The 24,809-nt window shown below is 46.4% G+C and carries 17 protein-coding genes and 1 pseudogene; 7 read left to right on the top strand and 11 right to left on the bottom strand.

What is annotated here, in order from left to right; genetic code table 11:
- Positions 1 to 83 precede the first annotated feature (83 nt).
- Entirely contained in the window at positions 84 to 1,547 is a 1,464-nt protein-coding gene (locus tag IXB50_RS03835; protein ID WP_246564066.1) for a type I restriction-modification system subunit M, read from the bottom strand.
- Positions 1,548 to 1,924: 377 nt separating this feature from the next.
- Here IXB50_RS03835 and IXB50_RS03830 point away from each other — a divergent pair, with 377 nt between their 5' ends.
- Complete coding sequence (locus IXB50_RS03830) at positions 1,925 to 2,128, top strand: DUF2283 domain-containing protein (protein WP_246564064.1); 204 nt, start codon at positions 1,925 to 1,927, stop codon at positions 2,126 to 2,128.
- 81 nt (positions 2,129 to 2,209) lie between these two features.
- Positions 2,210 to 2,884 (top strand): Uma2 family endonuclease, encoded by a 675-nt coding sequence (locus IXB50_RS03825; protein WP_215607612.1) that lies wholly within the window; start codon positions 2,210 to 2,212, stop codon positions 2,882 to 2,884.
- Between the two features lie 117 nt (positions 2,885 to 3,001).
- Here IXB50_RS03825 and IXB50_RS03820 read toward each other — a convergent pair whose 3' ends face one another.
- The gene (locus IXB50_RS03820) at positions 3,002 to 3,574 is read right to left on the bottom strand and encodes a cyclin-dependent kinase inhibitor 3 family protein (RefSeq protein ID WP_215607611.1); all 573 of its coding nucleotides are present in this window, start codon (positions 3,572 to 3,574) and stop codon (positions 3,002 to 3,004) included.
- A gap of 148 nt (positions 3,575 to 3,722) precedes the next feature.
- On the opposite strand from IXB50_RS03820, the gene IXB50_RS03815 reads away from it, so the two are divergent.
- Positions 3,723 to 5,450, top strand: a complete 1,728-nt coding sequence (locus IXB50_RS03815) for a TAXI family TRAP transporter solute-binding subunit (RefSeq protein WP_215607610.1) — start codon at positions 3,723 to 3,725, stop codon at positions 5,448 to 5,450.
- 99 nt (positions 5,451 to 5,549) lie between these two features.
- On the opposite strand, the gene phnE is transcribed toward IXB50_RS03815, so the two are convergent.
- The 5 genes from phnE to IXB50_RS03790 all read right to left on the bottom strand — a co-directional run bounded on the left by phnE (position 5,550) and on the right by IXB50_RS03790 (position 9,042).
- Positions 5,550 to 6,374 (bottom strand): phosphonate ABC transporter, permease protein PhnE, encoded by an 825-nt coding sequence (phnE, locus tag IXB50_RS03810; RefSeq protein ID WP_215607609.1) that lies wholly within the window; start codon positions 6,372 to 6,374, stop codon positions 5,550 to 5,552.
- 12 nt (positions 6,375 to 6,386) lie between these two features.
- Positions 6,387 to 7,289 carry a phosphate/phosphite/phosphonate ABC transporter substrate-binding protein gene (gene phnD / locus IXB50_RS03805; RefSeq protein WP_215607608.1) on the bottom strand — a complete coding sequence of 301 codons (903 nt, stop codon included), beginning with the start codon at positions 7,287 to 7,289 and terminating at the stop codon, positions 6,387 to 6,389.
- 50 nt (positions 7,290 to 7,339) lie between these two features.
- Positions 7,340 to 8,110: a phosphonate ABC transporter ATP-binding protein gene (phnC, locus tag IXB50_RS03800; protein WP_215607607.1), complete on the bottom strand. Its 771-nt coding sequence runs from the start codon at positions 8,108 to 8,110 to the stop codon at positions 7,340 to 7,342.
- Between the two features lie 16 nt (positions 8,111 to 8,126).
- Positions 8,127 to 8,438, bottom strand: a complete 312-nt coding sequence (locus tag IXB50_RS03795) for a hypothetical protein (RefSeq protein WP_215607606.1) — start codon at positions 8,436 to 8,438, stop codon at positions 8,127 to 8,129.
- 178 nt (positions 8,439 to 8,616) lie between these two features.
- A complete protein-coding gene (locus tag IXB50_RS03790; protein ID WP_215607605.1) occupies positions 8,617 to 9,042 on the bottom strand; it encodes a transporter family protein in 426 nt (141 codons plus the stop codon).
- 373 nt (positions 9,043 to 9,415) lie between these two features.
- Here IXB50_RS03790 and IXB50_RS03785 point away from each other — a divergent pair, with 373 nt between their 5' ends.
- The 4 genes and pseudogenes from IXB50_RS03785 to IXB50_RS22735 all read left to right on the top strand — a co-directional run.
- Positions 9,416 to 13,270 carry a WD40 domain-containing protein gene (locus tag IXB50_RS03785; RefSeq protein WP_215607604.1) on the top strand — a complete coding sequence of 1,285 codons (3,855 nt, stop codon included), beginning with the start codon at positions 9,416 to 9,418 and terminating at the stop codon, positions 13,268 to 13,270.
- Between the two features lie 2 nt (positions 13,271 to 13,272).
- Positions 13,273 to 14,334: an acyl-CoA dehydrogenase family protein gene (locus IXB50_RS22740; protein ID WP_215607603.1), complete on the top strand. Its 1,062-nt coding sequence runs from the start codon at positions 13,273 to 13,275 to the stop codon at positions 14,332 to 14,334.
- 2,806 nt (positions 14,335 to 17,140) lie between these two features.
- Positions 17,141 to 18,481, top strand: coding sequence for a ligand-gated ion channel (locus IXB50_RS03775; protein ID WP_215607602.1), 1,341 nt, complete (start codon positions 17,141 to 17,143; stop codon positions 18,479 to 18,481).
- A pseudogene (locus tag IXB50_RS22735) lies at positions 18,423 to 18,680 on the top strand (IS1595 family transposase); the annotation flags it as partial. The gene IXB50_RS03775 and the pseudogene IXB50_RS22735, both read left to right, overlap by 59 nt.
- A 63-nt stretch (positions 18,681 to 18,743) precedes the next feature.
- Here IXB50_RS22735 and IXB50_RS03770 read toward each other — a convergent pair.
- The 4 genes from IXB50_RS03770 to IXB50_RS03755 form a co-directional block, all read right to left on the bottom strand.
- Positions 18,744 to 20,018 (bottom strand): hypothetical protein, encoded by a 1,275-nt coding sequence (locus IXB50_RS03770; protein WP_215607601.1) that lies wholly within the window; start codon positions 20,016 to 20,018, stop codon positions 18,744 to 18,746.
- A 214-nt stretch (positions 20,019 to 20,232) separates the two neighbouring features.
- Positions 20,233 to 21,201, bottom strand: a complete 969-nt coding sequence (locus tag IXB50_RS03765) for an SH3 domain-containing protein (protein ID WP_215607600.1) — start codon at positions 21,199 to 21,201, stop codon at positions 20,233 to 20,235.
- A gap of 381 nt (positions 21,202 to 21,582) precedes the next feature.
- Complete coding sequence (locus tag IXB50_RS03760) at positions 21,583 to 23,331, bottom strand: tetratricopeptide repeat protein (RefSeq protein WP_215607599.1); 1,749 nt, start codon at positions 23,329 to 23,331, stop codon at positions 21,583 to 21,585.
- A 13-nt stretch (positions 23,332 to 23,344) separates the two neighbouring features.
- Complete coding sequence (locus IXB50_RS03755) at positions 23,345 to 24,754, bottom strand: PDC sensor domain-containing protein (RefSeq protein ID WP_215607598.1); 1,410 nt, start codon at positions 24,752 to 24,754, stop codon at positions 23,345 to 23,347.
- Positions 24,755 to 24,809 lie beyond the last annotated feature (55 nt).

Below are 24,809 nucleotides of genomic sequence, written 5' to 3'. Positions count from 1 at the left end.
TGATAGGGGACTTTATTCCCTGACACTACCCTGCTCAACTTCAATTTAGCAACCTCCCTGAAACAGCTATTGAGCCTTGAAATTTACCATAGTTCCTCACACCATTTTCTCTCCTGAGGAAATAGACAGCTACCTAAAAAGCTCTGCTCCGTTCGCTGCCGCTCCGCCTCAGCCGCCCACTTCTGCCACCGTTCCAAAATATCCGGCAAATCACTCTTATCCGGCTGTTCCGTCCGCTTATCATCCAGGCTAAACCCGTCCGCCTGCATATCATAAAACCACACCTGGTCCGTCCCACCAGAGTTAGTCTTCGTAAACAACACAATCGCCGTCGACACCCCCGCATAGGGCTTAAACACCCCCGACGGCATCGAAATAATCCCATCCAGCTTTTGCTCTTCCACCAGCATCTTCCGCAAACTCTTATGCGCCTTCGATGAGCCAAACAACACCCCATCCGGCACAATCACCGCCGCCCGTCCGCCCGTTTTCAACAACCGCAAAAACAACGCCAAAAACAACAGCTCTGTCTTCTTAGTCTTCACCACCTTCAACAGATCTTTTGACGTTACCTCATAGTCCAAACTCCCCGCAAACGGCGGATTTGCCAGGATCAACGAATAAGCTTCCTCATCATCGTCCGACGTCTCATCCGGTTCCGCCAACGAATCCTTATAGCAAATATCCGGATTCTCCACCCCATGGAGCAACATATTCATACTGCCAATGCGCAGCATCGTCGAATCAAAGTCGTACCCGTGAAACGTATCCTCATTAAACCGCTGCCGCGATTCCGCATCCTTATAAATCACCTTGTTGTGGTGATCGACTAAATACTCCGATGCCGCAATCAAAAAGCCCGCCGACCCACAGGCCGGATCGCAAATCACATCCTTCGGTGTCGGTGCCGTCAACTCCACCATTAGCCGAATAATGTGGCGCGGCGTCCGAAACTGGCCATTTTGCCCCGCACTGGCAATCTTGCCCAGCATGTACTCATACAGATCGCCCTTCGTATCGCGATCCGCCATGTCAATGGCATCAAGCTGGTCCACCACATTCGCCAGCACCCGAGGCGTCGGCATCATAAAGATGGCGTCCTTCATATGGTGGCTGTAGGTAGATTCGGAGTCCCGGTCGCTTCGGCTTCGCTCAGCGACCGAATGGCTAGGCGTTCCCTGAGTGGAGTCGAGATTGTTAAGCGTTCCCTGAGCGGAGTCGAAGGGACGCTTGGAGAGTTCTGGCTGCCCCAGGCTCTTGATAAACGGAAACACCTGATCCCTCAGCGTCTCAAACATCTGCTCCGGGGCTGTCTCCTTAAACCGCGACCAGCGTAAATGATCCTGCTCGGGGGTGAAAATCGGCTCCTCAATGGGTTTCTTCGTCCGATTCGCCTTCCGTTCCTTCAGCGTATGCTTTTCGTCTAATTGCTTAATAAACAGCAAATAGGTCAACTGCTCAATCACCGACAGCGGGTTTGAAATCCCCCCGGACCACATGGTGTCCCAGATTTTGTCAACTTTAGATTTTAGTTCGCCAGTGATCATTAAGCGTGCCTGAATTGCTCTAAACGACTTTACCCCCTGAGGGCGGCATCAAATCATAAGGTAGTTCAAAAATATACGTAGATAAATTGATGCATCAGGTTTGAATAATGCCCAAAAAAGGGGCTAAAACCTTAGCCATTTATATGATATTCCTGCTTCTAGAAGCCTTTAACCGCAAATTGCCCACTTAATGAGCTATTTATTTTACTGCCCCTACTTAAATGTGGGATTATCGCAGCTTATAAAGCTTGTCGATTTTCAGGAGGTGAAACAATATGGCCGACCGACGCTTAGTCTTTCGCTACGATCAAGAAGGCGATATCCCACGTCCAAGTTAGCACCCCTATTTCCCTTGCCGATGCTTTCTAATTCTGGACGTGAAGAAATTTATTCGATATATCGATCAATGCTCACCTTATGCAGCGCAAGCATCTGAAGAAATCGGTGACGAAATTGTCGCTCGACTCAACCCAGATTCTGGTGCAGTCGAAAACCTGGAAATTCTCTTCTTCTCTAAACGACTCACCGCGAATGAAAAGATAGAACTCCCCATCGAGATGGATCTGCGTCTCGCCAGCTAAATATAGGCCGCATCCTGATCGATTCATCTCGCTGATTATTCGTATCGCTTATCATAGAGACTAAGCTGCCTATCCTTCCCTATGGTTCAATCCAACCTCAGAACCTATCTACCCCCTAGCACTGAGTTACCCGACTCAGACGATATCCCAGTGGACAACGAGGATCAAAACCTAATCCCCAACGTTTTATTATTCCTCCTCAACTTTATCTGGACCCAGCGCCAAGACTGGTACTTCGGCGTAGACATGGGCATTTACCACTCCACCGGAGTCCACCCACGGGTACCAATTGTTCCCGATGGCTTCCTTAGCCTGGGCGTTGAACGTCGTAAAAATGGCCAATCTCGTCGCAGCTATGTCACCTGGGAAGAAAACGATATCCTTCCTGCCTTAGTTCTGGAGGTCGTCTCCTGGACTCCCGGTGGCGAGTATACCGAAAAGCTAGAGGTCTACCGCAAGCTAGGGGTGCTCTATTACCTTATTTACAACCCTAACCATTGGCAGCGAGACGGGCATCAGCCTTTTGAACTTTACAAGCTCATCGACGATGACTATCAACTACAACTAGGCGAACCCTTCTGGATGCCCGAAGTCAATTTAGCCATTGGTCGCTATCAAGGCCATGTCGGTGGCATTCAGCAAGAATTACTTGGCTGGTTTGACGGCCAAGGCAAACGCTACCTTACCCCTGAAGAAAAGGCTGAGCGCTTAGCTGCTCGACTGCGAGAACTTGGAGAAGACCCCGACCAACTCTAACTGCCTCCAAGTAAAATCTTGAGTTTCTTCTAACACGAAATCCTGACTGATAGCGCTTGGTATCGAGGGGCATCCACAAGGGAGTGCCCCTACAAAATTATTCATTTTTAATCGGGTTTAATGAAATTCAGATTTAGTATAACTTTGAGCATAGTCGCGCACGGCTTCACACTTAATTTCAACCGTTAGGGCACCTTCTCTGTACTGTTTAACAGTCTTGATCGCCTCTTCTGGCTCATACCCCTGTTCCACCAAGCAGGCAGCCGCCAACATACCTGTTCTGCCCCTGCCCCCTTTGCAATGAATCAAAACAGTTTCTCCCTTTGCGAGAGCCGTTGTTGCAAAAGAGACTGTTTGTTTAAACTGTTCCATAGACTCAGGCTTGCCATTGTCATCCACTGGAAAATGGGCGGTTTCAATGCCTAACTGATTAGCCTTTTGTAGCAAGTCTGGAATGCCCAGCTGGGCCATTTCCTCGGTTTCTAACAGACAAACCAGCTTACTTACAGCCAGCTCATTCTTTAATCGGGCTAAATCAACATCAAGATCGCGTTTCCAAATAGCTCCGCTATCTTCATCCTGCTTGCCTGGGGCAATGGTCATGCCGATGCGCCCTGGTGCACGAACCACGTCAGCTTCCATAAAATCTACTGTAATGGGATCATTAACTGACGTTTTTACAGGTTTCATGGCCACTCGGGATAGTCGGATGATTGATCCATTTGACTATACTCCCGTGGGCGTTTGTAGGAATGTATTAAAGACGCTAATTTGCCCAGCAGGATGCCATTTTACGGACCAATGGTCATAATTAAGCCTGGTGCGGTGAGTAAGATTGATGCCTGAGCCTGAAGTCCCTGAAAAGCTTAGTGAAAAGCAAAACTGGATTGATCGACAAATAGACCAGCTGCTGAAGCTATTAAACGATCGGCTGTTTAAGCCCCTGGACCAGCTAACGATTTTACTGCGACTGTTTCTGGTAATGGCCCTTACCATCTGGTTTGGCTTTACCGCTGTGGACCTATGGCAATCGGTCAGCTTTAATGTCATCCATCGTCCCATTTACCACGTTAGCTTTGCCGTGGGCGGCTCCGGTGGCGAAAGCTACATTCTCGGTAAGGCGATTAAACAGGTGGTGGAAAACTACCATGCCAATATTAGGCTGGACCTGCTAGAAACCATTGGCTCTGTTGATAATATCAATCGGTTAGAGTCTAGAGAGGCTGACCTGATTACGGTGCAGTCTGACATTACCCCTGGTCCCAACGCCCAGACTGTTGCCACCCTTTACCGAGATCTGTTTCAGCTGATAGTACAAGATAAAACCGACATTCAACAGTTTACGGACCTGCAAGGGAAACGCATTGGCGTCCAACGAGAGAGTGGCCAGTTTCTATCGTTTTTAGAAGTGGCTAATCATTTTGAACTAACGGTGGAAGACTTTGACTTTGTGGGGGTGGATGACGACGAGGCGGCGGTTGCCTTTGAGGCGGATCAGGTGGATGCTATCTTTCGGGTGCGGGCTCCTGGTAACTGGATCATTCAGGATCTGGTGGAATACCATTGTGGACGGTTGGTGCCCATTGACCAGGTCTCGGCGATGAGGATAAAACACTCGGCGTTTAAGGCGGCCACCATCCCTAAGGGCACCTATCGCGGCAGTAACCCCATTGTGCCCGTCAAGGATATTCCGACGGTGGGGGTGTATAAAATGTTGTATGCCAGTAAACGGGCGAATAAGCGAGTGGTGCAGGCGATCGCAACTATTTTAAAGGAGCATCATCAAGAGATTTCTAATGCCATTTCGCGAGATACGGTGGAGGTGAAACCGCTGGTGGCCAACATTGGTCGGCCTAGCAGTAGCTTTGGGATTCCCATTCATCCTGGAGCCATTGCTGCCTATAAACAAACTAAAACAAATCCATCGTTTGTTGTTAAAAACTTTGACTTTTTAGCTTTATTGTTATCCATTGTGGTGCCCATTGCATCCTGGATTTGGGAGTTGCGATCGCGCGCTGAAAAACGTGGTAAAAGCCTCTGCGAAGGCTACATCAGCGATGTAATCAAAGTTATGGACGATGATGATAACGATGCGGCTGAACAAACCCTGGAAGAACGTCAGAAAAGACTTTACCAAATCTTTGACCGGGCAGCCAAAAAACTAGTGGATGAGGACATTTCCCAGGAAGCATTCCGCACATTTAACGAGGCGTATAAAACCGCCTGTGAGAAAATTGAGCGGGACATCGAAGCCAAAACCCAGCATCAGCAATCGATTCAGCAGCACACAACGGCTCAGTATATTCAGGACCTGGTGGTAATCCATCAGGCGGATAGCCTGCCCCATGGAGATAGTCTGCAGCAAATGGAGCTGGTGTTGCACCGGGTATTAGATGATTTGGCATGCGATCGTATCTCTCAAGAATCGTTTCGCACATTTATCGAAGTTTATAACACCACTAAAGAATCACTTCAACAGAATACTAGGACAGGGGAAACAGAGGAGACAGGGGAAACAGGGAAGGAAAACGTTAATGCCCCCCAATCAACAGGAACCATCTCGTAGGGGCTGCACCTTGTGCCAGTGCCCCTACAGGATTGATGCGTTACGCTCCGCTAACACATCCTACAAACTATCCAATCCTTGTCTAAGAATGCAATGCCCCTACTTGACAAAATCCTTCCGTAAATAATTGCTCAAACCGTCCACCAGGGTGACCATTATCAACACCACCAGCAACAGTGCCGAAACTTGCTGATACTGCAAAATGCGTAGGGCGCTGATAATTTCTAATCCAATGCCCCCTGCGCCTACGGCTCCTAAAACCATAGAGGCTCGAAAGTTATATTCCCAACGATAAAAGGTGACATCGGCCATGCGGGGAAAGACCTGGGGCAAAATGCTATGGACAATGACCTGGGGAGTCGTCGCGCCAACCGAACGGGCGGCTTCTACGGGAGCTTGGTCACTGAGCTCAATGGCTTCAGCAAAGAATTTGCCGACCATACCGACAGAATGGAGTCCCAGGGCTAAGGTGCCGGGTAATTTGCCAAAGCCGACTGCGGCAACTAAGACCATGCCTAAAATTAGCTCGGGAATAGCTCGGGTGATATTTAAAACAGCACGGGCAATGTAAAAGGCAATGGGATGGGGGGTGGTGTTGCTGGCAGCTAGCAGGCATAGGGGAAGGGATAGGCCAATGGCGATGGCTGTTCCGGCGATGCTCATGGCTAGGGTGTCGAAAATGGGCGCGAGCCACTGGGGAAAGCGGCTGAAGTCGGGGGGCCACATTTCGTTGAGGAGTTTGAAGGTGGCGGGGATGCCGGTGGCGATGCGTTCGATATTTAACAGTTCAACAACAACAAAGCTGGTGAGAATTAGGCTGAGTAGGAGAAGGCTACGGACGAGTTGTTGATGCCATCTTCGTTGGTATTGTTGGAGAATCCTGTTAAAGGAAGATGGCTGGGATGGTTGATGGGGGGTGGGCATGGAAAAGAATTTTTATTGAACAAACTCTCCGAGGTTTAAGCCTAAAACCTTGCCTGCTTTTCGAATGCCGTCGTAGTCTTTGTCTTCCATGGCGGCAAATCCGTCGGCTTTGAATGGTTTTAGAATAGCTTCGTCTTCTAACTCCAGAAAGGCTGTACGAATGTCTTGCTTGAGTGCTGGATCTAGGTCGGAACGTATGGTCCAGGGGTATTGGGGAATGGCTTCGGATTCTGCAATGATGGTCACTTTTTCAGGGTCGATGGTGCCCTTTTCTACTAAGGATTCAAAAATAGGGCGGCTGAGTCCTCCGGCTTGGGCGTTGCCGTTTTGCACAGCTAGGGCAACGGCATCATGGGCACCGAGAAATACAGCTTCATAATTCTCTCCCGAGATGAGACCGGCATTGGCTAGGGTTAGTTCAGGGAAGAGACGACTGGAGGTGGAGGCTGGATCGCCCAGGGCTACTGTTTGTCCTTCGATATCGGCAAACTCGTTGATGCCGGCAGCGGCATTGCCGACAATGATGGATGTATAGGTGGGAGAACCGTTTTTGACGCGGGCGGCAAAGGGTTCTAGATCACTCTTTGTCTTTGCTAAGACATAGGACAGGGGACCAAAGTAAGCCAGGTCTAGACGCCCATTGCTGGCGGCTTCGATCATGGAGGAATAGTCGGTGGTGACGACTAGCTCGATCTCTTTGTCTAGGCTTTCTTCTAAATGCTTTGCTAATCCCTGGTTATCTTGAACAATGGTGGCCGCATCTTCATCCGGTAATAGGGCAACAACTAGCTTGGATGGATTTGTTTTTTCTTGGGTATCTTTGGCTGCTGAATTTGAGCCACTGCATCCCATTAGGGCCACCATACCCATTAGACAAATAGTGGTGAAACCCTGTTTTAAGTTGATACTGACCATGATTCTTTAAGACGACAATTAACCGTTATGTACTCTAGGGATCATTTACGTTACATGACGATGGTCTGATCGGTATAAATTTCAGCTAGATGATGGGATTCTAAGGCGGCGGGTGGACCATCGAAAATGATTTGGCCGTGGGCTAGACCAATGATGCGATCGCAATATTCCCTGGCAAATTCTATCTGATGCAAACTCAGCAACGCAGCAATGCCATCGGCCTGACAAATCGTCTGTAGCAGGGTCATAATCTTGTGAGCACTGGCCGGATCCAAGCTGGCAATGGGTTCATCCGCTAGCATGAGCTGGGGCTTTTGGGCCAGGGCACGGGCAATGCCTACCCGCTGCTTTTGACCACCGCTCAGGACATTGACCGGCGTCAGGGCTTTATCGATCAAACCCACCCGCTCTAGACAGTCCAGGGCAATCCGCTGATCGATCTGGGGTAGGGGCAGTAGGCTACGCCAAAACGAATGGTAGGCCAATCGCCCCATCAAGACATTTTGCAAAGCAGAATGACGTTCGATCAGCTGATGCTGTTGAAAAATCATCCCGGTTCGTTGGCGATGGGACCGCAATATCTGGGGATTGGATAAATCACCCAAGCCATCAGCGATGACAGTCCCCTGGGTCGGTGGTCTGAGATAATTGATCGTGCGTAACAGTGTGGATTTGCCCGCACCAGACATCCCCAGCACCACTGCAAATTCGCCGCGATTGAGCTGCAGGGATATGGATGTCAGTGCCGTTACCCCATGGGGGTAGGTGACACTAACATTCTCCAGTTCAACAATGGCAGCTCCCGATAGCGCGTTTTGCATAGGTATAACGAATACCTCAGATTGACTCCTTAAGACAGGCAAGGGCAAATACAAAGAATGTAGTGCCCCCAAAAAGCCTAATGACGGGCATTACTCCCATGAAGATAGCCTCTGCAAAGTTATTAGAGATAGTAAATGCGGCAAACAACACCAAAATTGCTATACCCATGAAAAATAGGAATAGCCAACGAAACATACTAAACGCGAGTTGTGCGATCGCACTATAGGGTCTACGCCTATAGGGTCTCATGGGTTGTTGACTGTTTAGATCGTGTAGTTGCTGCAGTAAACGAGCCAGTATTGTGTCACGGCGAAATCTGATAACCATAGCCTGATCATCTCCATTTTGATTAAAAAGCAAGAAGGTCGAAGACAGTACCCGAAAGGACCATCCTCGACCTTAGAAATCTCCCCATAAGTCGAGCCTATATTCGATTGTTTTTGATTATTGTTCAGGTTGCCAGTTCGCTAGCATCCCTGCCGAAATCTGAAATGAGAGCTTGAATCTAAAGATTCATCTCTGAATAGTTGACATGGATTTGGTGGGAAATACCTCCACCAATCTTAAACACCTGCTGATGTCTACCCTTAGCAGTAGAAAGACAAATATGTCCATAGCCAGTGCCACCTTCTCCAAAAATGGCATGGAATCGATGTCCCAGAGTCTGCCATAGCTCTGAACTCACATAATCAGCTGAAAAGTGAGGACCACTATTGAGTAACTGCCGCATATCGTCAGCCGCCACTTGATAAAAGTGATGGGCCGTATTCTTCACAATAATCCGCAGTTGTCTGGGGTCGCCTGAGGGCGAAAACTCTACATTAAGTTCACCAAATCCTGTATCTAAAACCATTGTTCGAATACATCGATCAATGAATGTGAGCACTTCATAGAGTGGTTTCCTCTTGAAGTGCGAATCTCGACTAGACATAAATATCCCCTTTGTGAGTCTTAAATTCATGCGAGATTATCACTTATCAGCAATTTATCTCACATAAATACAGTGATTGATAGGTGTACATCTGTCAATATCTCACATAAAAGATGATTGACAGGTATCTATATAAACCCAGACATTACCCGACTGGAGTTAACTATCCTTTTTCAGCCTGAGTCCAGGACCATGGGCTGAGATGACCATCGGACTTTTAGGTTGAGCCCCTGATTTTCAGGCTTTTATAGATAAAAATAATATTTTGCAACTTAGGCTCTCACTAATGTGAGGTATCCTATCAAGGTACTGTCACTATTAATAAGTTGGCTGTCACCTGAGGTTGCAGCCGCTTTGGAGTCTGGAGTCTGAAATGGAGCCTGAAATTTCCGCTGACTTTCTTGCCTCAGAAGTCAGCGACCACGGCATCACCGATGCGGAATATAAAGCCTTAGAATTAGCGCTCAATGGTTTATCCACAGCTGACATTGCCCAGCGGTTGCGCATTAGCGATGCGGCCGTCCGTAAACGACTCGGTGAGGTCTATCGCAAGTTTGATATTGGGCGCAAAGGACCGGGCAAGCTGACTCTACTCAGGCGTAAATTACTAGCCGCGCAATCAAACCTATCGGCAGCAACGACTAAACGACCTCCTGATTTAAGCAATGCTCCCAGGATTAGCTCATTTGTCGGTCGCAAACAGGAATTAGATACGTTATGTCAATGGATCAGAGATGATCAGTGCGATCTGGTTGCCCTCACCGGTATAGGAGGTATTGGGAAAACGACCCTTGCTTTAGAGTTAGCTCAGCAATTGACCGATGATTTTGATTTAATTATTTGGCGTTCAATCCGCCAGTTTGATTCATTTCAACATCTACTTGAGTCTTTTCCCAATGATTTATCAAAACCGACGCTAACGGCATTACTTGAGCTACTTGCCCAAAAACGCTGTTTATTGATTTTTGACCAATTTGAGCACCTATTTAGAACCAATGCTAACCCTACTGTAAAATCTATTGAAAAAAAGGCCTCTCGTCATCTCCAGGCCGGAGTTCTAGAATCTCGTAGAGATCGAGAAGAACATGGAGATGTGGATAGTTATCGAGAGTTGCTAGAAGAGATTAGTAGTGCGCGACATCGAAACTCCCATCACAGCTGCGTGCTGATTGCCAGTCGGGAAAAACCTCGGGAACTAATCGCCTCAGAGGGAGACCAGTTAAAGGTGCGGTTATTTACCCTAACGGGGCTTGGAGGTAGCGATGCCGAGGATATTTTGGATCAGACTGGCCTCCAGGGTGGCACTCACCTAGAACGACGCCAGCTGATTGGGAGCTATGCGGGTAATCCCCTGGCGCTAAAGTTGGCTGCTACCACCATTAAGGATTTGTTTGCTGGTTCCATTGAACAGTTTCTTGAACAAAAGCAGTTGGTATTTGATGATCTCCGAGATATTCTGAGACAACAATTTTCTCGTCTATCACCTCTAGAAGAGGAAACAATGTACTGGCTGGCAATCAATGGCTTGCCTACAGCTTTCCATAATTTACAAGCGGATATTGTTTCACGGTCTAATCGTAAAGATTTAGTTTATACGCTTCGTTCTTTAGAGCATCGCTCGCTGATTGAGGTCGTGGGTCAAGGGTCTGGATTTAAGCTGCAGCCCATCGTCATGGAGTATGTAAAGCAGCACTTAGTTAAACGGATTGTCAAGGACCTGACTGAATCAGCAAAAACCAAATCGGCATCAGTATCAGGAAATTTGTTACTCAATAGTCATTCTTTATTGAAAGCGAACGCAGATAGTTTTACGCAACAGAGACAAACAGACACTCTGTTAATACCCGTTCTAGATTCGCTAAAGCAAAAGTATGGCAGTGCTAAAAATACGCAACATCAGCTAGAAACCATTCTTGAAATCCATCGCCAGAACCCGGCCTATAAGACAGGATATTTAGGCGGCAATTTATTTAATTTGATGGCCGAACTGTCAAAGGAGATAACTGAGTCTAAAGACTTAAGTCATAAAAACTTCTCTGATTTAGCCATCTGGCAAGCCGATTTGGAAGGGGTTAAACTGACGGGTACCAAGTTTAACAATTGCAATCTCGAAAAATCTGTTTTTACTGACACCCTGAGCGATGTGGTAACGGTAGGGTTTACTAATCGTTCTGATAGTTTTAAGTCACCCTCCGATGCCTATTTTGCTGCCGCAGACATTAATGGCCATATCCATATTTGGAATCTTAAGACTCATCAAAAATGGGCCTATTGGCAAGCCCATATCAGCTGGGTACGCTCCCTGGCTTTTAATCGAGACAATACATTAATTGCTACAGGGGGGGATGATAGCACTCTCAAAATTTGGCGATTTCAATCCCACATGGGCAGCACCCCCCACTTAGGCAATATTACGTTGGAATGGGAAGATCGTAATTTCCCAGATTGGGTACGTTCGGTGGCGTTTCACCCTGATCAAGCAATTGTGGCTTGCTGTAGTCGTTCAACCATTTATCTGTTTTATGAGGCCGATGATCATGAAGCGGGGCATCAGGCAGGGGATAAAATATCTAGTTTTGGACCCATCGCACCTGAAAAGTTTATAGCTAGAACAGAAGAAACGATTCGGTATATTACCTTTAGCTTTGATGGTGATCTAATTGCCAGCTGTGGTGACGATAACCATGTGCGTGTATGGAATTGGCGCACGGGGCAACAACTTTCATCTAAGGCTTTAACCCACGATGATTGGGCCAGATCATTAGCCTTTGTGCCTCAGACTCAGTACCTTGTCAGCAGCAGTGATGATCAGACCATTCGCATTTGGGATTTAACCTCCCACGAGCTGGTTAAAACGCTCAGACATCATACGGATCGTGTGCGGTCTGTAGCGGTGAGTCCCGATGGTCGTTACATGGTTAGTGGGAGTGATGATGGCAACGTGGTCCTATGGGATCTTGAGACTAAAACCCCCCTGACGACATCCCTCATACATCACAGTCGAGTTTGGTCAGTGGCGTTTTACCAAACGCCAAACGAAACCCTATTGGTCAGCGGAGGAGATGACCGGTCAGTTGTCTTATCTCGGATCGAGGGTGAAGGGTCACAGATTCGTTCGATCAAAATTCTGCGAGGATTTGCCATGGGGACTCGTTCAGTCGCCGTACTCCGACGAGACGCTGCTGAGAATTCCGATTCAGAAGACTTGATCGTCAGTGGTGGTAATGACTGGCATGTGAAGCTGTGGCAGCCCTTCAGCGGTAGGGATACCCCCATTCGTGATTTGGCAGACCATACGGGGCGAGTGCGTAGTGTAGCGGCCCATGGTAAGTGGGTAGCGAGTGCGGGTGATGATGGTACGGTGAGAATTTGGGACATTGAAACCAGCGCCTGTGTAAAGGTGTTTACTGGCCATCCACACTGGGTCAGAGCTGTCGTCTTTAGCCCTGATGGTACCCTGTTGGCCAGTGGTGCTGATGATAAACAAATTTTTCTCTGGCAGCTACCAACAGGGACTAAATTGTATAAGCTATCTGAGCACAAGCATTGGATTCGTACCCTGGCCTTTAGTCCTGATGGTCGATACTTGGCCAGTGGCGGCGATGATAAACAAATTTTTCTCTGGAATACGAGAAACGGTCGGCAGCAGCTAAAGTTCGAAGATCGACATGAGCATCGCATTCGTTCAGTGATGTTTAGGCCTCTCTCAGAGGCAGCTGATGGCCATCAAAAGCTGTTGTTGGCTAGTGGCAGCGATGATAAAAAGATCATTATCTGGGATGTACAAACGGGACAATGTCTTAAGGCTTTTGATGATTGCCATCGGGCGGGGGTAAAAGCAATTGCCTTTACCCTTGATGGGAACCAGATGGCTAGTGGTAGTGATGATCAGATGATTTATTTATGGGATACCAGCTCTCCAAACCCGGCCGATTGGGAACCTAACTTGTTAGAAATCCCCATGCCCATGGGACAACCGTTAGGTATTCAATCCCTGGCGTTTATGTCCGATGGACAACATCTGGTAAGTTGCGATCGCAGCGATGCAATTTACATCACCAATATTCATACAGGAGAATCCAGACCGATCAAACCTCCCCGTCCTTACGAAAAGATGCAAATTAAAAATATTACTGGCCTGGACCCGGTTCAGCGATCAAATCTCAAAGACCTGGGAGCCGTGGATGTGGATGAACTCAATCTGAGCTTAGGACGTAAAGAAGATTAACCATGGGTGCATCTGCTATTTCAAGTCCACAAACCAAAGATCTCGATTGTCTGTTTCAAACGTTTATTGCACCTCAAGCTGCTCAGTTAGATCGAGATCCAAAGGCATTACACAAGGCATTTCAACAGCTGGGAAGTCATGGTTTACTGGGTCTGAAAGCGTCGCGGGACTGGGGTGGTCAGGCGTGGGAGTCCCAGGCAATTTATGAATTTATTGAGCAACTGGCGCGCTATTCTGGGGCGCTAGCGTTTTTGCAAAGTCAGCATCAGCGATGTGTTCAGGAGCTATCGAATTCTGGCAATCTGGGGTTGAAAGAGCAATATTTGAGGGCTGCGATCGCGGGTCAAATAGGTCTTGGTGTGGGATTCTCTCATTTGCGGCGATCGCAACAACCGGTGATGGCAAAAGAGATTGCTGGTGGTTATGTTTTTAACGGTATGGTTCCTTGGATTACGGGATTTGGGATTTTTGAGCATTGGATGTTGGCGGCGCAGCTACCGGATGGGCAAGCGGTGTTTGTGTTGGCCCCGTTCCATGGTGTAGGGGAGACTCTTTCGTTTAGTGCGCCGATGGAATTGGCCGCATTGGGAGCAACGCAAACGGTGACAGCTACTTTACACGATTGGTTTGCGCCCCAAGAGTTAGTTTTGGATATTAAGCCCGTTGGCTGGATCCAGAAGGCTGACCGAGGTTATCCACTGACGCACAATTTCTTTGCATTGGGCTGTGCTCGGGGTGGATTAGATATTTTGGAGAGGGCTCGATCGTCTACGTTGCCAATGATTGAGCAGACTTATAACAGACTGAATCATGAGTTGATTAGATGTCGACAAGAAACCTATGGGACGTTGGCAAATCCATCGGAGGAACGGCTACGGCTACGGGCTTGGGCAATTGATTTAGCGGTGCGCTGTGGCCATGGGGCGGTAATTGTGTCGCGAGGGGCGGCAAATTTGGCGGGGCATCCGGCACAGCGGGTTTATCGGGAGGCGTTAGCGTTTTCGGTATCGGGACAGAATAATCAGGTGATGAATGCAAGTTTGGAGAGGATTGGGCGTTTTTAGGCTGGGGATAGGCGGACACCATTCCGGATGTCGTTAAATGGGTTTGACTTTCCTGGGTTAGTAACAGCTGTGCTAAGCCTTTGCCAATGGCAGATCGGGTATTGTCCAGGGGATAAACAATGGCCAGGGGATAGGCCAGGGGATAGGTCCCTGCTCGAATGACATCGCCATGGGGGGCGTAACTACCCTTGCGATCGCACAAATCACTGGCTGGCGTCACCACCTTCCCCGTATCAAAGACCAGCGGTGATATGGCTCGACGGCCATCTTCTAAGGCCAACGGATAGACAGAACATTGGCCAAATATCTGACTCAGGGGAGCGATGGCCATACTACCCGTGTCATCGGTTTCAAAATCCTGCAAAATGCGACGTAACATGGGCAGTAGCGAAAGGGGCTGCTCTGAGGGTTGTTCATTGACCGATGATGGGCTGGTCGAGATTTCAGAAGAGCGGTTGCCAGTAGCGAGTTGTTGAAAAATCTCTTGGTTGGTTCCATCATCGGACCAGTAACGCTTCACCGGCAGTTCAACAGAACTCAGCTCGTCCCAGTTGGTGATCTTATTGTCATACAATTTTTCCAGGTCGGTCATGGTTACCTTGCCCTGGAGTGCCGTGGGTAAACTCCCCTTTCGCTTAAAGTAACTAAAGGCCACCACGGGTACCAGGCTATCGTAGGCAATGATAGTCGCTGTTACATCAGGGGGTAATGACTGGGTGATGGGCACAATGGCAAAGTCGGCCTGGCCAGATTGGACGGCTGCGATCGCAGCCGCCACCGATTTATCCTCAAAGTCATCAGTCTTTGGCTCAGACTCAGGACGGTACCGCTTAAACGTCAGATCAGGCTGAAGCATTGCCGCTCGATCTAATAGACCAGGAATCTGGGCAACAATATTGGTGCGATCCTGGGCATCTGGCAAAGGTTGAAACAGCGGTTGCCAATAGGCCAAATCTGGGATGGCATAGGTATACTCCCCCGAGGGAATACCGTCCACATCCTTGAGACAGCAGGGGGGTAACACGGACTGTGCCAGACGTCGCGTCTGTTGCGATCGCCAGACTAACCATAGTAGTCCCCCCAGAACAGCCAGTACGACAGCCCCCACGGCAACAAAGGGAATTAACCGCCGATACCATGTCTTTTTAGGGGCGACCACTGCCGCAGCCCGTGTCTCTCTGTGACTGATGGCCAACGGCGGCGGCAGTTCAAGTAAGGCATTACGAGCTGCTTCAGCACTTTCAAAGGTGACGTCAGGGCCAATTAATCGGCGAATAAACTGTTGCAAGTCTTTATCAGTCTCCTTGGGCCAGTGGCTATTAAGACGAGGATTGAGGGAATAACCATGGTCATCTACGGTCGTGCCATTAAGTACCCAGAAGGCTACCTGTCCCAGGGACCCCAAATCATCTTGAATACTCAATTCATCCTGGGCTCCTAAATCGCCACGCTCGATGATGGCCGGGTCAAAGAGATTGGTCCAGAGGTGAAAGTCAGTAACATAGACAAACCCGTGGGGAGGCCTGTCATCGGTATTAGCCGCCCACAACAAACTATTGAGGTTCAGGTTTCCGTGAATAACCCCCTGCTGCACTTGACCAGTGGGTACGGTAAACCGTTGTTGGTGTAAAAAGATCAGGGTTTGAAGGGCCTGATTGAGCAGGTCTCGCACCATTGACTCTGTAAAGGGACCGTGGTGGGCACAGTACTGATTTAAGGTGGGAGTACGGTTAAAGGCAGGGGTAATTAAATAACATCGATCTCCAGCGGGATCGACAATGACGTCTGAGGGAGCAACAATGCGGATATCCTGAGAGCGACCATCGGCGAGGGCAATTCCGGCAAGTCCGATAAACTGTTCCTGGTAACGGCGTTGTTCGTCGGTATTAAAGTATCGCGACGGTAAGAGATATTCTTGAATAATGATGGACTCTTCGGAACCCAAATGAATGCCTGCGTAGAGGCGACTAATGCCTCGGCGGCCCAACGGTTGATTGATTTGGTACTGGCCCTGTTTGCCGATGAGTTGTTGCTCGGGGGTGAGCCAGGCAGGAAAGTAGCATTGGTGGCAGATGAGGCTGGTGGGTTCGCCAGGGGTGCTGGTATGCTCTCGACAGATGAGGGGATCGCCCTGGGTACAACGGTATTGGCGATAGTAGGGCGGCAGGGGTTGAATAGTATCTTGCATCTCCCCTTTCTCTAGATCGGAAGGGAGACTTTCATCGGGTAGTACCTCTGGCTTAATCTGCTTTAGAGTGGCCTGGAGCCAGGCTACCGTCATCAGAGATTGATATCGTGATACTCGCTGGGATAACGGTAACCTGAGTAAGTAGCGTCGGAGAATGTTAGTCGTTAAAGGATTTAGGATCATTTAGCCATCCTCAGCAAATAACAGTTGGTGATCCAAATCTCAGCGGTTTCCTATGGGATATTTATCTGCCGATGGCTTACCAATTTACTGGAAAATTGGGGCTGATATAGCTTAGTTACTTAATATCAAGGTTACTTAATATCACGACATATCATAATGTAGCAGAAAGGCTATATGTATCAGTCCTAGATAATACTACCTGAGTTTTTTATTACATAATGTTTCTGACGGCGACAATGCTAGCAGATATTGTGTGAGAAATTTGTAGTATTAGGATGCTAAATAAGGATGTCAACTTAAGCTGAAAAAATCTAATTGGGACATTTTCAAGAATCTAGGATGGGCATAGTTTCTGAAGCATATGCCTTACTTTTGGGAAGATGGCTCGCGTTATGTTGATGTCTCTAAATAATTGATTAATCTAGGACAACTACTATGAATGGAAAAAAGTGGTGGGGAATTTCTAATTCTATTTCTCTTCTATTTTTGATTTTAATTGGAGGTATGTGGGTTTATACCACCCGAACCTATAGACCGAATAAGCAGCAATTGATGGGAAAGGCAGACGTTGACGAGTATTTGTCTGAAAATTTCTCAAACCTATTAACAGAGAAAATACCCACAGGAGTTTTTATTCAATCACTTAAGTTTAAAAATTCGTCAGAGGTAAATTTCACAGGCTATATTTGGCAAATCTATGACAAAGCCTATACCGAAAAATATAAAGACTCGAACGATATTCCGGTTGGCTTTGTTCTGCCTGAAGCCGTTGAAAGTGGCAGTAATATTGAACCTAAATTTGCATATAGAAAAGTCAAAGGCGATAAAGAAGTTGTTGGTTGGTATTTTGAAACGACATTGAAGCAAAAATTTGATTATTCAAAGTATCCATTTGATCACAAGATAGCCTGGATCCGACTATGGAGCAGTGAATTTGGTCAGGGTAAGTTTTTTCTACCTGATTTCGACGGATATGAGTCTACCGAAGCTGGCAAAGCATTTGGCTATGATGAAAATATTGTTCTAGGTCATTGGGATATAGAAGAGACTTACTTTGATTATAAAGAGTACAAATATAATTCTAATTTTGGCATCTTTGAAGAAGGAATGCAGAATGACTATCCGGAACTTTATTTTAATATTGTGCTCAAGCGACGTTTCTTAAATTCTCTTGTTATTTATATTTTGCCGCTTGCTATTGTTGCCTGTCTGACATTTGCGACGTTAATAATGATTACTAACGATCCTGCAAAAGAATCAAGGTTCGGCATGAACACTAGTGGAGTGATAGGTGTTTGTTCTGGTCTGTTTTTTGTGGTGCTGTTATCGCAGGTGCAGATCCGCGAGCAGTTTGCGGGGTCTAGTATTGTTTATGTTGAGTATTTTTATCCGTTAATGTATCTGGCATTGTTGGGGGTCTCGGTTAATTCTTATTTGTTTGCATTGCCGGATGATGGTAACAATCGAATTATGTATTGGATTCATAAAGATGACAATGTTCATCCGAAGTTGTTGTTTTGGCCGGTGTTGTTGGGCAGTGCGGCGGTGATTACGGCTTGTGTGTTGTTGCCGGAGGGGAATGGGCGTTTGCAATCTGGGCAGGAGCAGGTGTTTAGAATGGAGGGAAAGCGAATGGTTGATACGGTGGAGATTCCTGGTGTTTATGATGCTTTGGCTTCAGCTACTGAAACTGGTGCGATGCATCGCATCCTACCCGGATTGGGGCTATTCTCACAAGAGTGTTTGCCACAGTGCCGGAGAATATGCCCGAGATGACGATGGGGATGGCTTCTGTGAAGTCCATGTCAATACGATGGAAGGTTTCTAGTCATTGCTACGGTCATGGTTGAGACCCCATTGAGGTATCTCGCAAGAGAAATTACCGATCTATTTGGGGTTCTTTGAATTTGTGCATAATGCTAGAAAAAGGGGGAAAGCCTTGCTGAATAGTCTATTGAGCACCTTGCTCGTCTAACTCCCTGAAACGCCGATTGAGCCTTTTAGGTTTTGTTATCGGTTTTAAAATAGATCTAGTTCATTATCGTAAAATCGCCGCAGGACGGGCTAGCGGTCGTTCTAAGTCAGCCCATGGCTTAAACTGCGAGCGGGTTTGTTCAGGAAGAGTGTCTAAAAATGATTCATAATTAGTTTGTGTTTGTTCATCAACCGAAGGAGCACCCTCTGCCGAGGTATGAGCATAATTACCGCCCGTATCGATAAAAGCGTGTTTATCAACGTCCACTAACTTTCTAATATTCACAGGAGCCGCATCACCCACACCGGTGGTCACAATTAAAAAACCCACCTCGGAAAGCATAACTACGTCATCGCTTGCAAACTTCTCCTCAACCTCCATATCATCAACTTCCTGCAATGGCATACCTTTTACAATTGCCACATTCTGGCCACCCAATACCATTGCGGTTTTTTCTGGTCCAGCAGTTTTTTGTAATTGGTGTTCTGTAATAACCTTTCGTAGGCTGGTCGCCGCTGCAACTCTATCACCATAAACATCCTCTTTAATAAAAAAACGCTTATCTCTGGTACACATGATATCGGGTTTTATCCACTCAAAGAGCATTGGAAAATTCTTTTCCAGCTCAGTCATTACGGCTATTGCATTGCCCAACCCCGAGTAAGCCTCTTCATCCTTAGTCACTGCCACCCATGCAACAAAATCACTATATGAACCCTTAAAAGCGGCTTGCTCATAAGCTTCATCTATCGCTTGCTGTGGAATAACAAATGACTCTATTGTGGTAAGGTCTGCCATTATTGGCAACAGTCTCTGTTGTAAATTGGCAACAGAATGGTTTACCCCCTCATTATCTAAGGCAAACTCAAATAGCGTTTGATATTTACTGCCTATCTCCGCTACAGCTGCCAAGATATCATCATAGGTATCTTTTCCCTTATAGAAAACCTCTGCCTTTATGCCTGCGCCTTTATCAGCTAGCGGCTTTAAAACATTTTTTAAATACCGTTTATAATAACTATTACTCACGCGGTCTTCTGATTGTTCATTTGCAGTAAGGAAATTACCAAATGATTGTACCCGCTGTAGTATGGCTGATTCAGAATCCGTCTGAACCACATCGGCACTAGAATTCTGAATTTTTGGAACCTGAGAAACTAACTGCCCTGATTTTCGGCCACCATTCTTAGCAACTTTTTTTATAACTCTTTGCGCAACATTCTCTGGCCTGTTGTCGACAAATTGAAAAATAGACTCAACACAGCTCAGCTTTTGAGAAATATCATTCGCAACTGATTGGCTTTGATTATCCTTTGGTCTTTCTATTTGTTCATACATCTCTCAAACTTTTTTAATTGTTCTTAGTGGATGTTATAGACTTTCATCGATTGCCTATAATAATTGGGCTAAAAGACGTTTGCAATGGCTTTTAGTTTTTGTTATAGGCTATATTAATACTCAATGAGAAGCAAAAAATCTATCGAAGCTTTAATATATAAGCAAAGTGCTTCTTTATTAAGATATGAAAATCTTGGGACTGTCAAAGCAATCTCTATTTCTCTAGGAGCCAATTATGTTTTTGGATATGTTTTCTTACATTTTGTTCAAAAGTTGAACGGTCTATGGCCTCCGTTTTGCCTATGATTCCTTTCAACCCATACTTAAGCTTTAGGTTATCATTCTCCTTTTGTATGTCTTCTCTACTCATTTCTTTTGTGTTTTTTAACAGCAAACGTTCATCTATATTTAGTCCCAACATTTTCCAGTAACCAAAAGAACCAACCATTGATGATGCTCCCGCATTTTTTACATGTTTATGTTTTTCCAGAACAGATAATATTAAAATAGAACCAACCCCTGAGACATCACTATTGATGCCACCGATAAAAAGTGTGTCATCTTTAATATTGGATTGCACAGAGCCTATACATTTCCCCTGCCTGTCGTATGCGTTATTATTCTCTATCCAAATAGCCTCTCCATTATTATTTTGCCATTTTTTCCCAGTTTTTGGTTCCTTTTGCTGCTCAAGATGCTCAAAAGGATTGAATAATATAGAATCATAGATTTGTCTTAATTTGCCATCTTGTATCCACCCCTTATTACCTTCTACCTTAGACCAGGAGTGTTGATTCTTTACCCATCCTGCTTTGAAATATGATTCACGATCTCCCTTGTCAAGCACTTCAACTTTCGTTTTTTCATTAAGTTTTTTTATAATATTATAAGGACTGTTCTCTTCTCGTAGATTGGTGCCATCGTTTTTGATTTCATATAATCCATGTTTGTGTTGTTTTTGTGCAACAGACTTATTTGATTGATGAACAGAGTTTTTCAACTTGACCGCTTTTTTGGTATGCAAACTATTACTTATAGTCTCTTGTAGTTTTTTCTTAGCAATAGCCTTCGATCGGCTATCCTCAAAACCGACCTTCTGGATTAGATTACTTTTCTTTTGAGCTAAAAAATTAGCCACCGCTCTACTTTTAGTCTCTTTTGATTCTTTGATTTGTGCATGCATAACTCAAGCCTTTTTATATTTTTCTTTATTTAATGTTATAGGTTTTCTTCAATTGCCTATAACATTGCCAGTAACCGTCCCTATTCCGTTTATTTCCACTGTGTCATTACTCAAAAGGTGCACATATATCCCCGATTCAGCGGTATATGTGCACCCCCCTTTCCTCCATCTCATCCGGCATAGACTTCAGGTTCTCCCCTCCTTTGACATAATATCTGTGTAAATTTTCACCGTCACCAATCTGTAATACCCTTTTCCCAAAATTTTCACCTAGGATCGAGGATTTATTAAGGGGTGCAAGTTATAGGCAAAAGCTTTGCTCTGTGGCTATTAGCCCAATTAAGTCGCATAAACTATTCAGTACTCGATCCCTATTCTATTTCACCTATCACCTTCCCCTTGCCCATCTGAACTTAACGCCTCCAAAGTCTCCTTCGCCAATTCATCCTCTGGATTCAACGCTAACGCCATCTGGAGATCCATCATCGCATCCTCATCCTCACCCAAATGAAACCGCGCCACGCCGCGCCCCGTCAACGCCGCCCCATATTTCTCATCTAGCTCTAGCACTCGATCGTAACTTTCAACGGCACTCCCATAAGCCCCCAACGCCGACTGAGCCGCCCCCCTGTTATACCAAGCCTGAACCGACGACGGATTAATTGTGATCGCTTCTTCCGCCGATATGAGGGCATCCTCATACTCTTCCAGCTCCCACAAAACCAAACTACGGTTCGTCCAGGCCCACTCATTCCAAGGATTCAACCCCAACCCCCGATTATAAGCCTCCAACGCCTGAGGATATTGCCTCTGAGCCCGGAAAATTAACCCACGGGTAAACCAACCATGGCCATAGGACTCATCCAATGCCAACGCATGAGCATTCGCCTCTAACGCCCGGTTGTAGTCCCGCAAATACCAATAAACAATACTCCGCTGATTGTAAGCCTCCGCATAGCGCGGTTCTATTCCCACAGCCCGATTAATCGATGCCAGAGCTTCTTCATATTTACCCGTTCCCGTCAAAGCAATGCTGCGCTCATGCCATGCATTCGCCGGAGTATTCTCTCCCCAATCACCATCCCCGGCCAATGCCGCATCACAGGCAGCTAGAGACTTTCCATAGATTTCTCCTGTTTTATCTGGCTTTGCATCCACTGCTAACCGATTTAAAGTCTTGCATTGGCCTAATAAAGCGTCAGCAAAATCTGCCTTAATGGCTACCGCCCGGTTATAAGAAATTAACGCTTCTTCGTTATGTCTTAGGTATTCAAACACCTGCCCTTGAGCTGCCCAGGTGACGGCACTCATTGGATCCAGACTCAGAGCCTGATCATAGGCAAAAATCGCATCATCATATAGGCCCAACTGGGTGTGGGTTCGCCCCAGTGCCATCCATACCATTGCTGGACTGGCCTCTCCCCATTGGTCATTGCCTGCCAACGCTGCATTGCAGGTTTGAATTGCCAGAGACGCCTGTTGCAATGCTACATGGGCTTCACATTTGCGGGCTAGGGCAAAGGCGTAATCGGGCTCCAACAATAGGGTGCGTTCATAGGCCACCAGCGCCTGATCATATTGGTTTTCCTGGGCCAGAATAATGCCACGATATAACCAGGCTAAGGTGGGATTGTTGTCTCCCCAGTTGCCGTTCACCCGTAGAGCCTCATTACAGCGATCCAGGGCCGCTTCGGTTTGGGTGAGGGCGCTATAGGCCATACACTGGTAGGTCATGGCTAAGGAATGCTCCGCATCAAATAGTAAGGCTCGATTGGCCGATGCGATCGCATCCGGATATTGCTTTGTATTCAGTAAAATACGGCTGTGCTGCACCCAGATACCCGCATCTTCCGGCTCCAGGGCAATGGCCTGCTCACAGGCCATCAGCGCTTTTCCATAGTCTGCTTCTTTTTCGTCTGCGGCCGTCTTATCCTCTGCCGCACTAATGTGGAGCTGGCACAGATTCTGCCAATATTCAAAATCTTCAATTGCATCTTCTAAAGGGGATGTTTGTGCCCAAGCCATCGATGATGGCAACACCAGGAAAACCGCTACCGGCATGGCACAACTAACTATACTACGGACTATGTTACGGCTCACAGCCATACTCATCGTAGATCTACGCAGCATAGACTCTCTCCTTTTAACGCTGACGATATTGACGACGGGCCTGCTTTGCTTGGCGCAAGGCGACGTCCAACGCATAACGGTCGCCGCCTTTACCACCATACTGTAGCTTCTCAGTCTCCAGCTGCTTGACCTGGTCCGACAAACTTTGTTCCCGACTTACTACTACCGTGGCCATGTCGTCAAATACATCCGCAAGAATACTAAACTCATCTGGACGATTTCTTACATCCGCCAGGGTTTGAGGTTCAAACTGATGTTGTTTAATATCATCGGCAGCCTGGTTTAGCTTTTCAATGGGACGAATAATATACATTGCACCAATTAAGGCCAGTAGTGACGCAAGAATGGTAATCCCAATCCCAATTAATAGTGCCTTTTGGACAATGCTATTGATGGATCCCATATAATCCTGCTGAGGAATGGTGACCACAATCAGCCATTTAATTTTAATATCCTGATCTCCAAGGTAATTGACCCGAAATCGATATCTTTTTCCATCAATCTTGAATTCACAATTGTCATTTTTTTGATTGATGGTTGCCTCATTAGAAAGTTTACTTAGATCACAATTTGGAAATAGAAGATTATTGTTAACATCTAGAATATGTTTCGCTGTTTTTTGTACCAGCTCATTTTCACTATCTTTAGCTTGAATGCTAGCATTCATTCCCGCCTGTTCCTTAAACAAATCCTCATCTGTAGGTGTGGCGATGAGTTCCCCAGTGGACTGCTGAGAATCTATCATTTCTAAAATAAATGCCTGGCCCGTTTTGCCAACCTCTAAATTTTGAAGAAAATCACTAAGGGAGTCTAACTTGATATCAATTCCAAAAACACCTTCCAAATTTCCGGCTTGATTTTGAATAGGAGTTGCACGGGTCAAGACTAAATCAGAGGTTTTTTGGTCGTTATAAACTTCTGCCCAGGTTGCTTTTTGAGCTTTCTCGGCTGCTTCATACCAGGGACGCTTCCGTCGATCAAAGTTGGTGGAGTCTGACTGACTGGTAGCGTGCTTACCGGCTTCATTAGCATAAAAAAGATTTGCAATATTCTGACTTGCTCGTGTCGTTTGGAAGGTTTCTCGGGTTTCCTTAAGATAGTTGGTGAGTGTGGCCATATCCTGAATATTAAGGACATCACTATTGACTTCGGCCACTAACATTTTCGAGGTCACAATGGACACTTCAAGATAGCTGACAACTTCCGTCTGAATATTTTTTGCAACTTCTGTACTGATTTGATTAACGGTGTCTTCAACGGCTTGTCGACCACTGATATAAGCGAACCAACCCGTTAGAGCGATGCCGGCAATAACAGGGGCAACAACAAACAAGGGTAAAATCCAACGGATTGAAATGAATGATTTTTTCGGGGGTTGAGTGGGTGACTCCCCAGAGTATTCAAATGGAAATAGTTCTGACATGATTCTTCTAAGGCTGTTGATAAATTAGAGTAACTAAAGGCTGAAAGTCCAACTT

This window comes from Leptothoe spongobia TAU-MAC 1115 (assembly GCF_018739885.1).
GTDB classification, from domain to species: Bacteria; Cyanobacteriota; Cyanobacteriia; order Phormidesmidales; family Phormidesmidaceae; genus Leptothoe; species Leptothoe spongobia.
The sequence above is the reverse complement of the archived record's forward strand: the minus strand, read 5'-3'. Positions and strand labels throughout refer to the sequence as shown.

Coding starts and splice junctions, on each gene's coding strand:
- IXB50_RS03770 (WP_215607601.1), bottom strand. CDS start 20,018: ATGTATGAACAAATAGAAAGACCAAAGGATAATCAAAGCCAATCAGTT.
- IXB50_RS03790 (WP_215607605.1), bottom strand. CDS start 9,042: ATGTCTAGTCGAGATTCGCACTTCAAGAGGAAACCACTCTATGAAGTG.
- IXB50_RS03760 (WP_215607599.1), bottom strand. CDS start 23,331: ATGCTGCGTAGATCTACGATGAGTATGGCTGTGAGCCGTAACATAGTC.
- IXB50_RS03795 (WP_215607606.1), bottom strand. CDS start 8,438: ATGGTTATCAGATTTCGCCGTGACACAATACTGGCTCGTTTACTGCAG.
- IXB50_RS22740 (WP_215607603.1), top strand. CDS start 13,273: ATGGGTGCATCTGCTATTTCAAGTCCACAAACCAAAGATCTCGATTGT.
- phnD (WP_215607608.1), bottom strand. CDS start 7,289: ATGGTCAGTATCAACTTAAAACAGGGTTTCACCACTATTTGTCTAATG.
- IXB50_RS03835 (WP_246564066.1), bottom strand. CDS start 1,547: ATGATCACTGGCGAACTAAAATCTAAAGTTGACAAAATCTGGGACACC.
- phnE (WP_215607609.1), bottom strand. CDS start 6,374: ATGCCCACCCCCCATCAACCATCCCAGCCATCTTCCTTTAACAGGATT.
- IXB50_RS03765 (WP_215607600.1), bottom strand. CDS start 21,201: ATGCATGCACAAATCAAAGAATCAAAAGAGACTAAAAGTAGAGCGGTG.
- IXB50_RS03785 (WP_215607604.1), top strand. CDS start 9,416: ATGGAGCCTGAAATTTCCGCTGACTTTCTTGCCTCAGAAGTCAGCGAC.
- IXB50_RS03775 (WP_215607602.1), top strand. CDS start 17,141: ATGAATGGAAAAAAGTGGTGGGGAATTTCTAATTCTATTTCTCTTCTA.
- IXB50_RS03815 (WP_215607610.1), top strand. CDS start 3,723: ATGCCTGAGCCTGAAGTCCCTGAAAAGCTTAGTGAAAAGCAAAACTGG.
- IXB50_RS03755 (WP_215607598.1), bottom strand. CDS start 24,754: ATGTCAGAACTATTTCCATTTGAATACTCTGGGGAGTCACCCACTCAA.
- phnC (WP_215607607.1), bottom strand. CDS start 8,110: ATGCAAAACGCGCTATCGGGAGCTGCCATTGTTGAACTGGAGAATGTT.
- IXB50_RS03825 (WP_215607612.1), top strand. CDS start 2,210: ATGGTTCAATCCAACCTCAGAACCTATCTACCCCCTAGCACTGAGTTA.
- IXB50_RS03820 (WP_215607611.1), bottom strand. CDS start 3,574: ATGAAACCTGTAAAAACGTCAGTTAATGATCCCATTACAGTAGATTTT.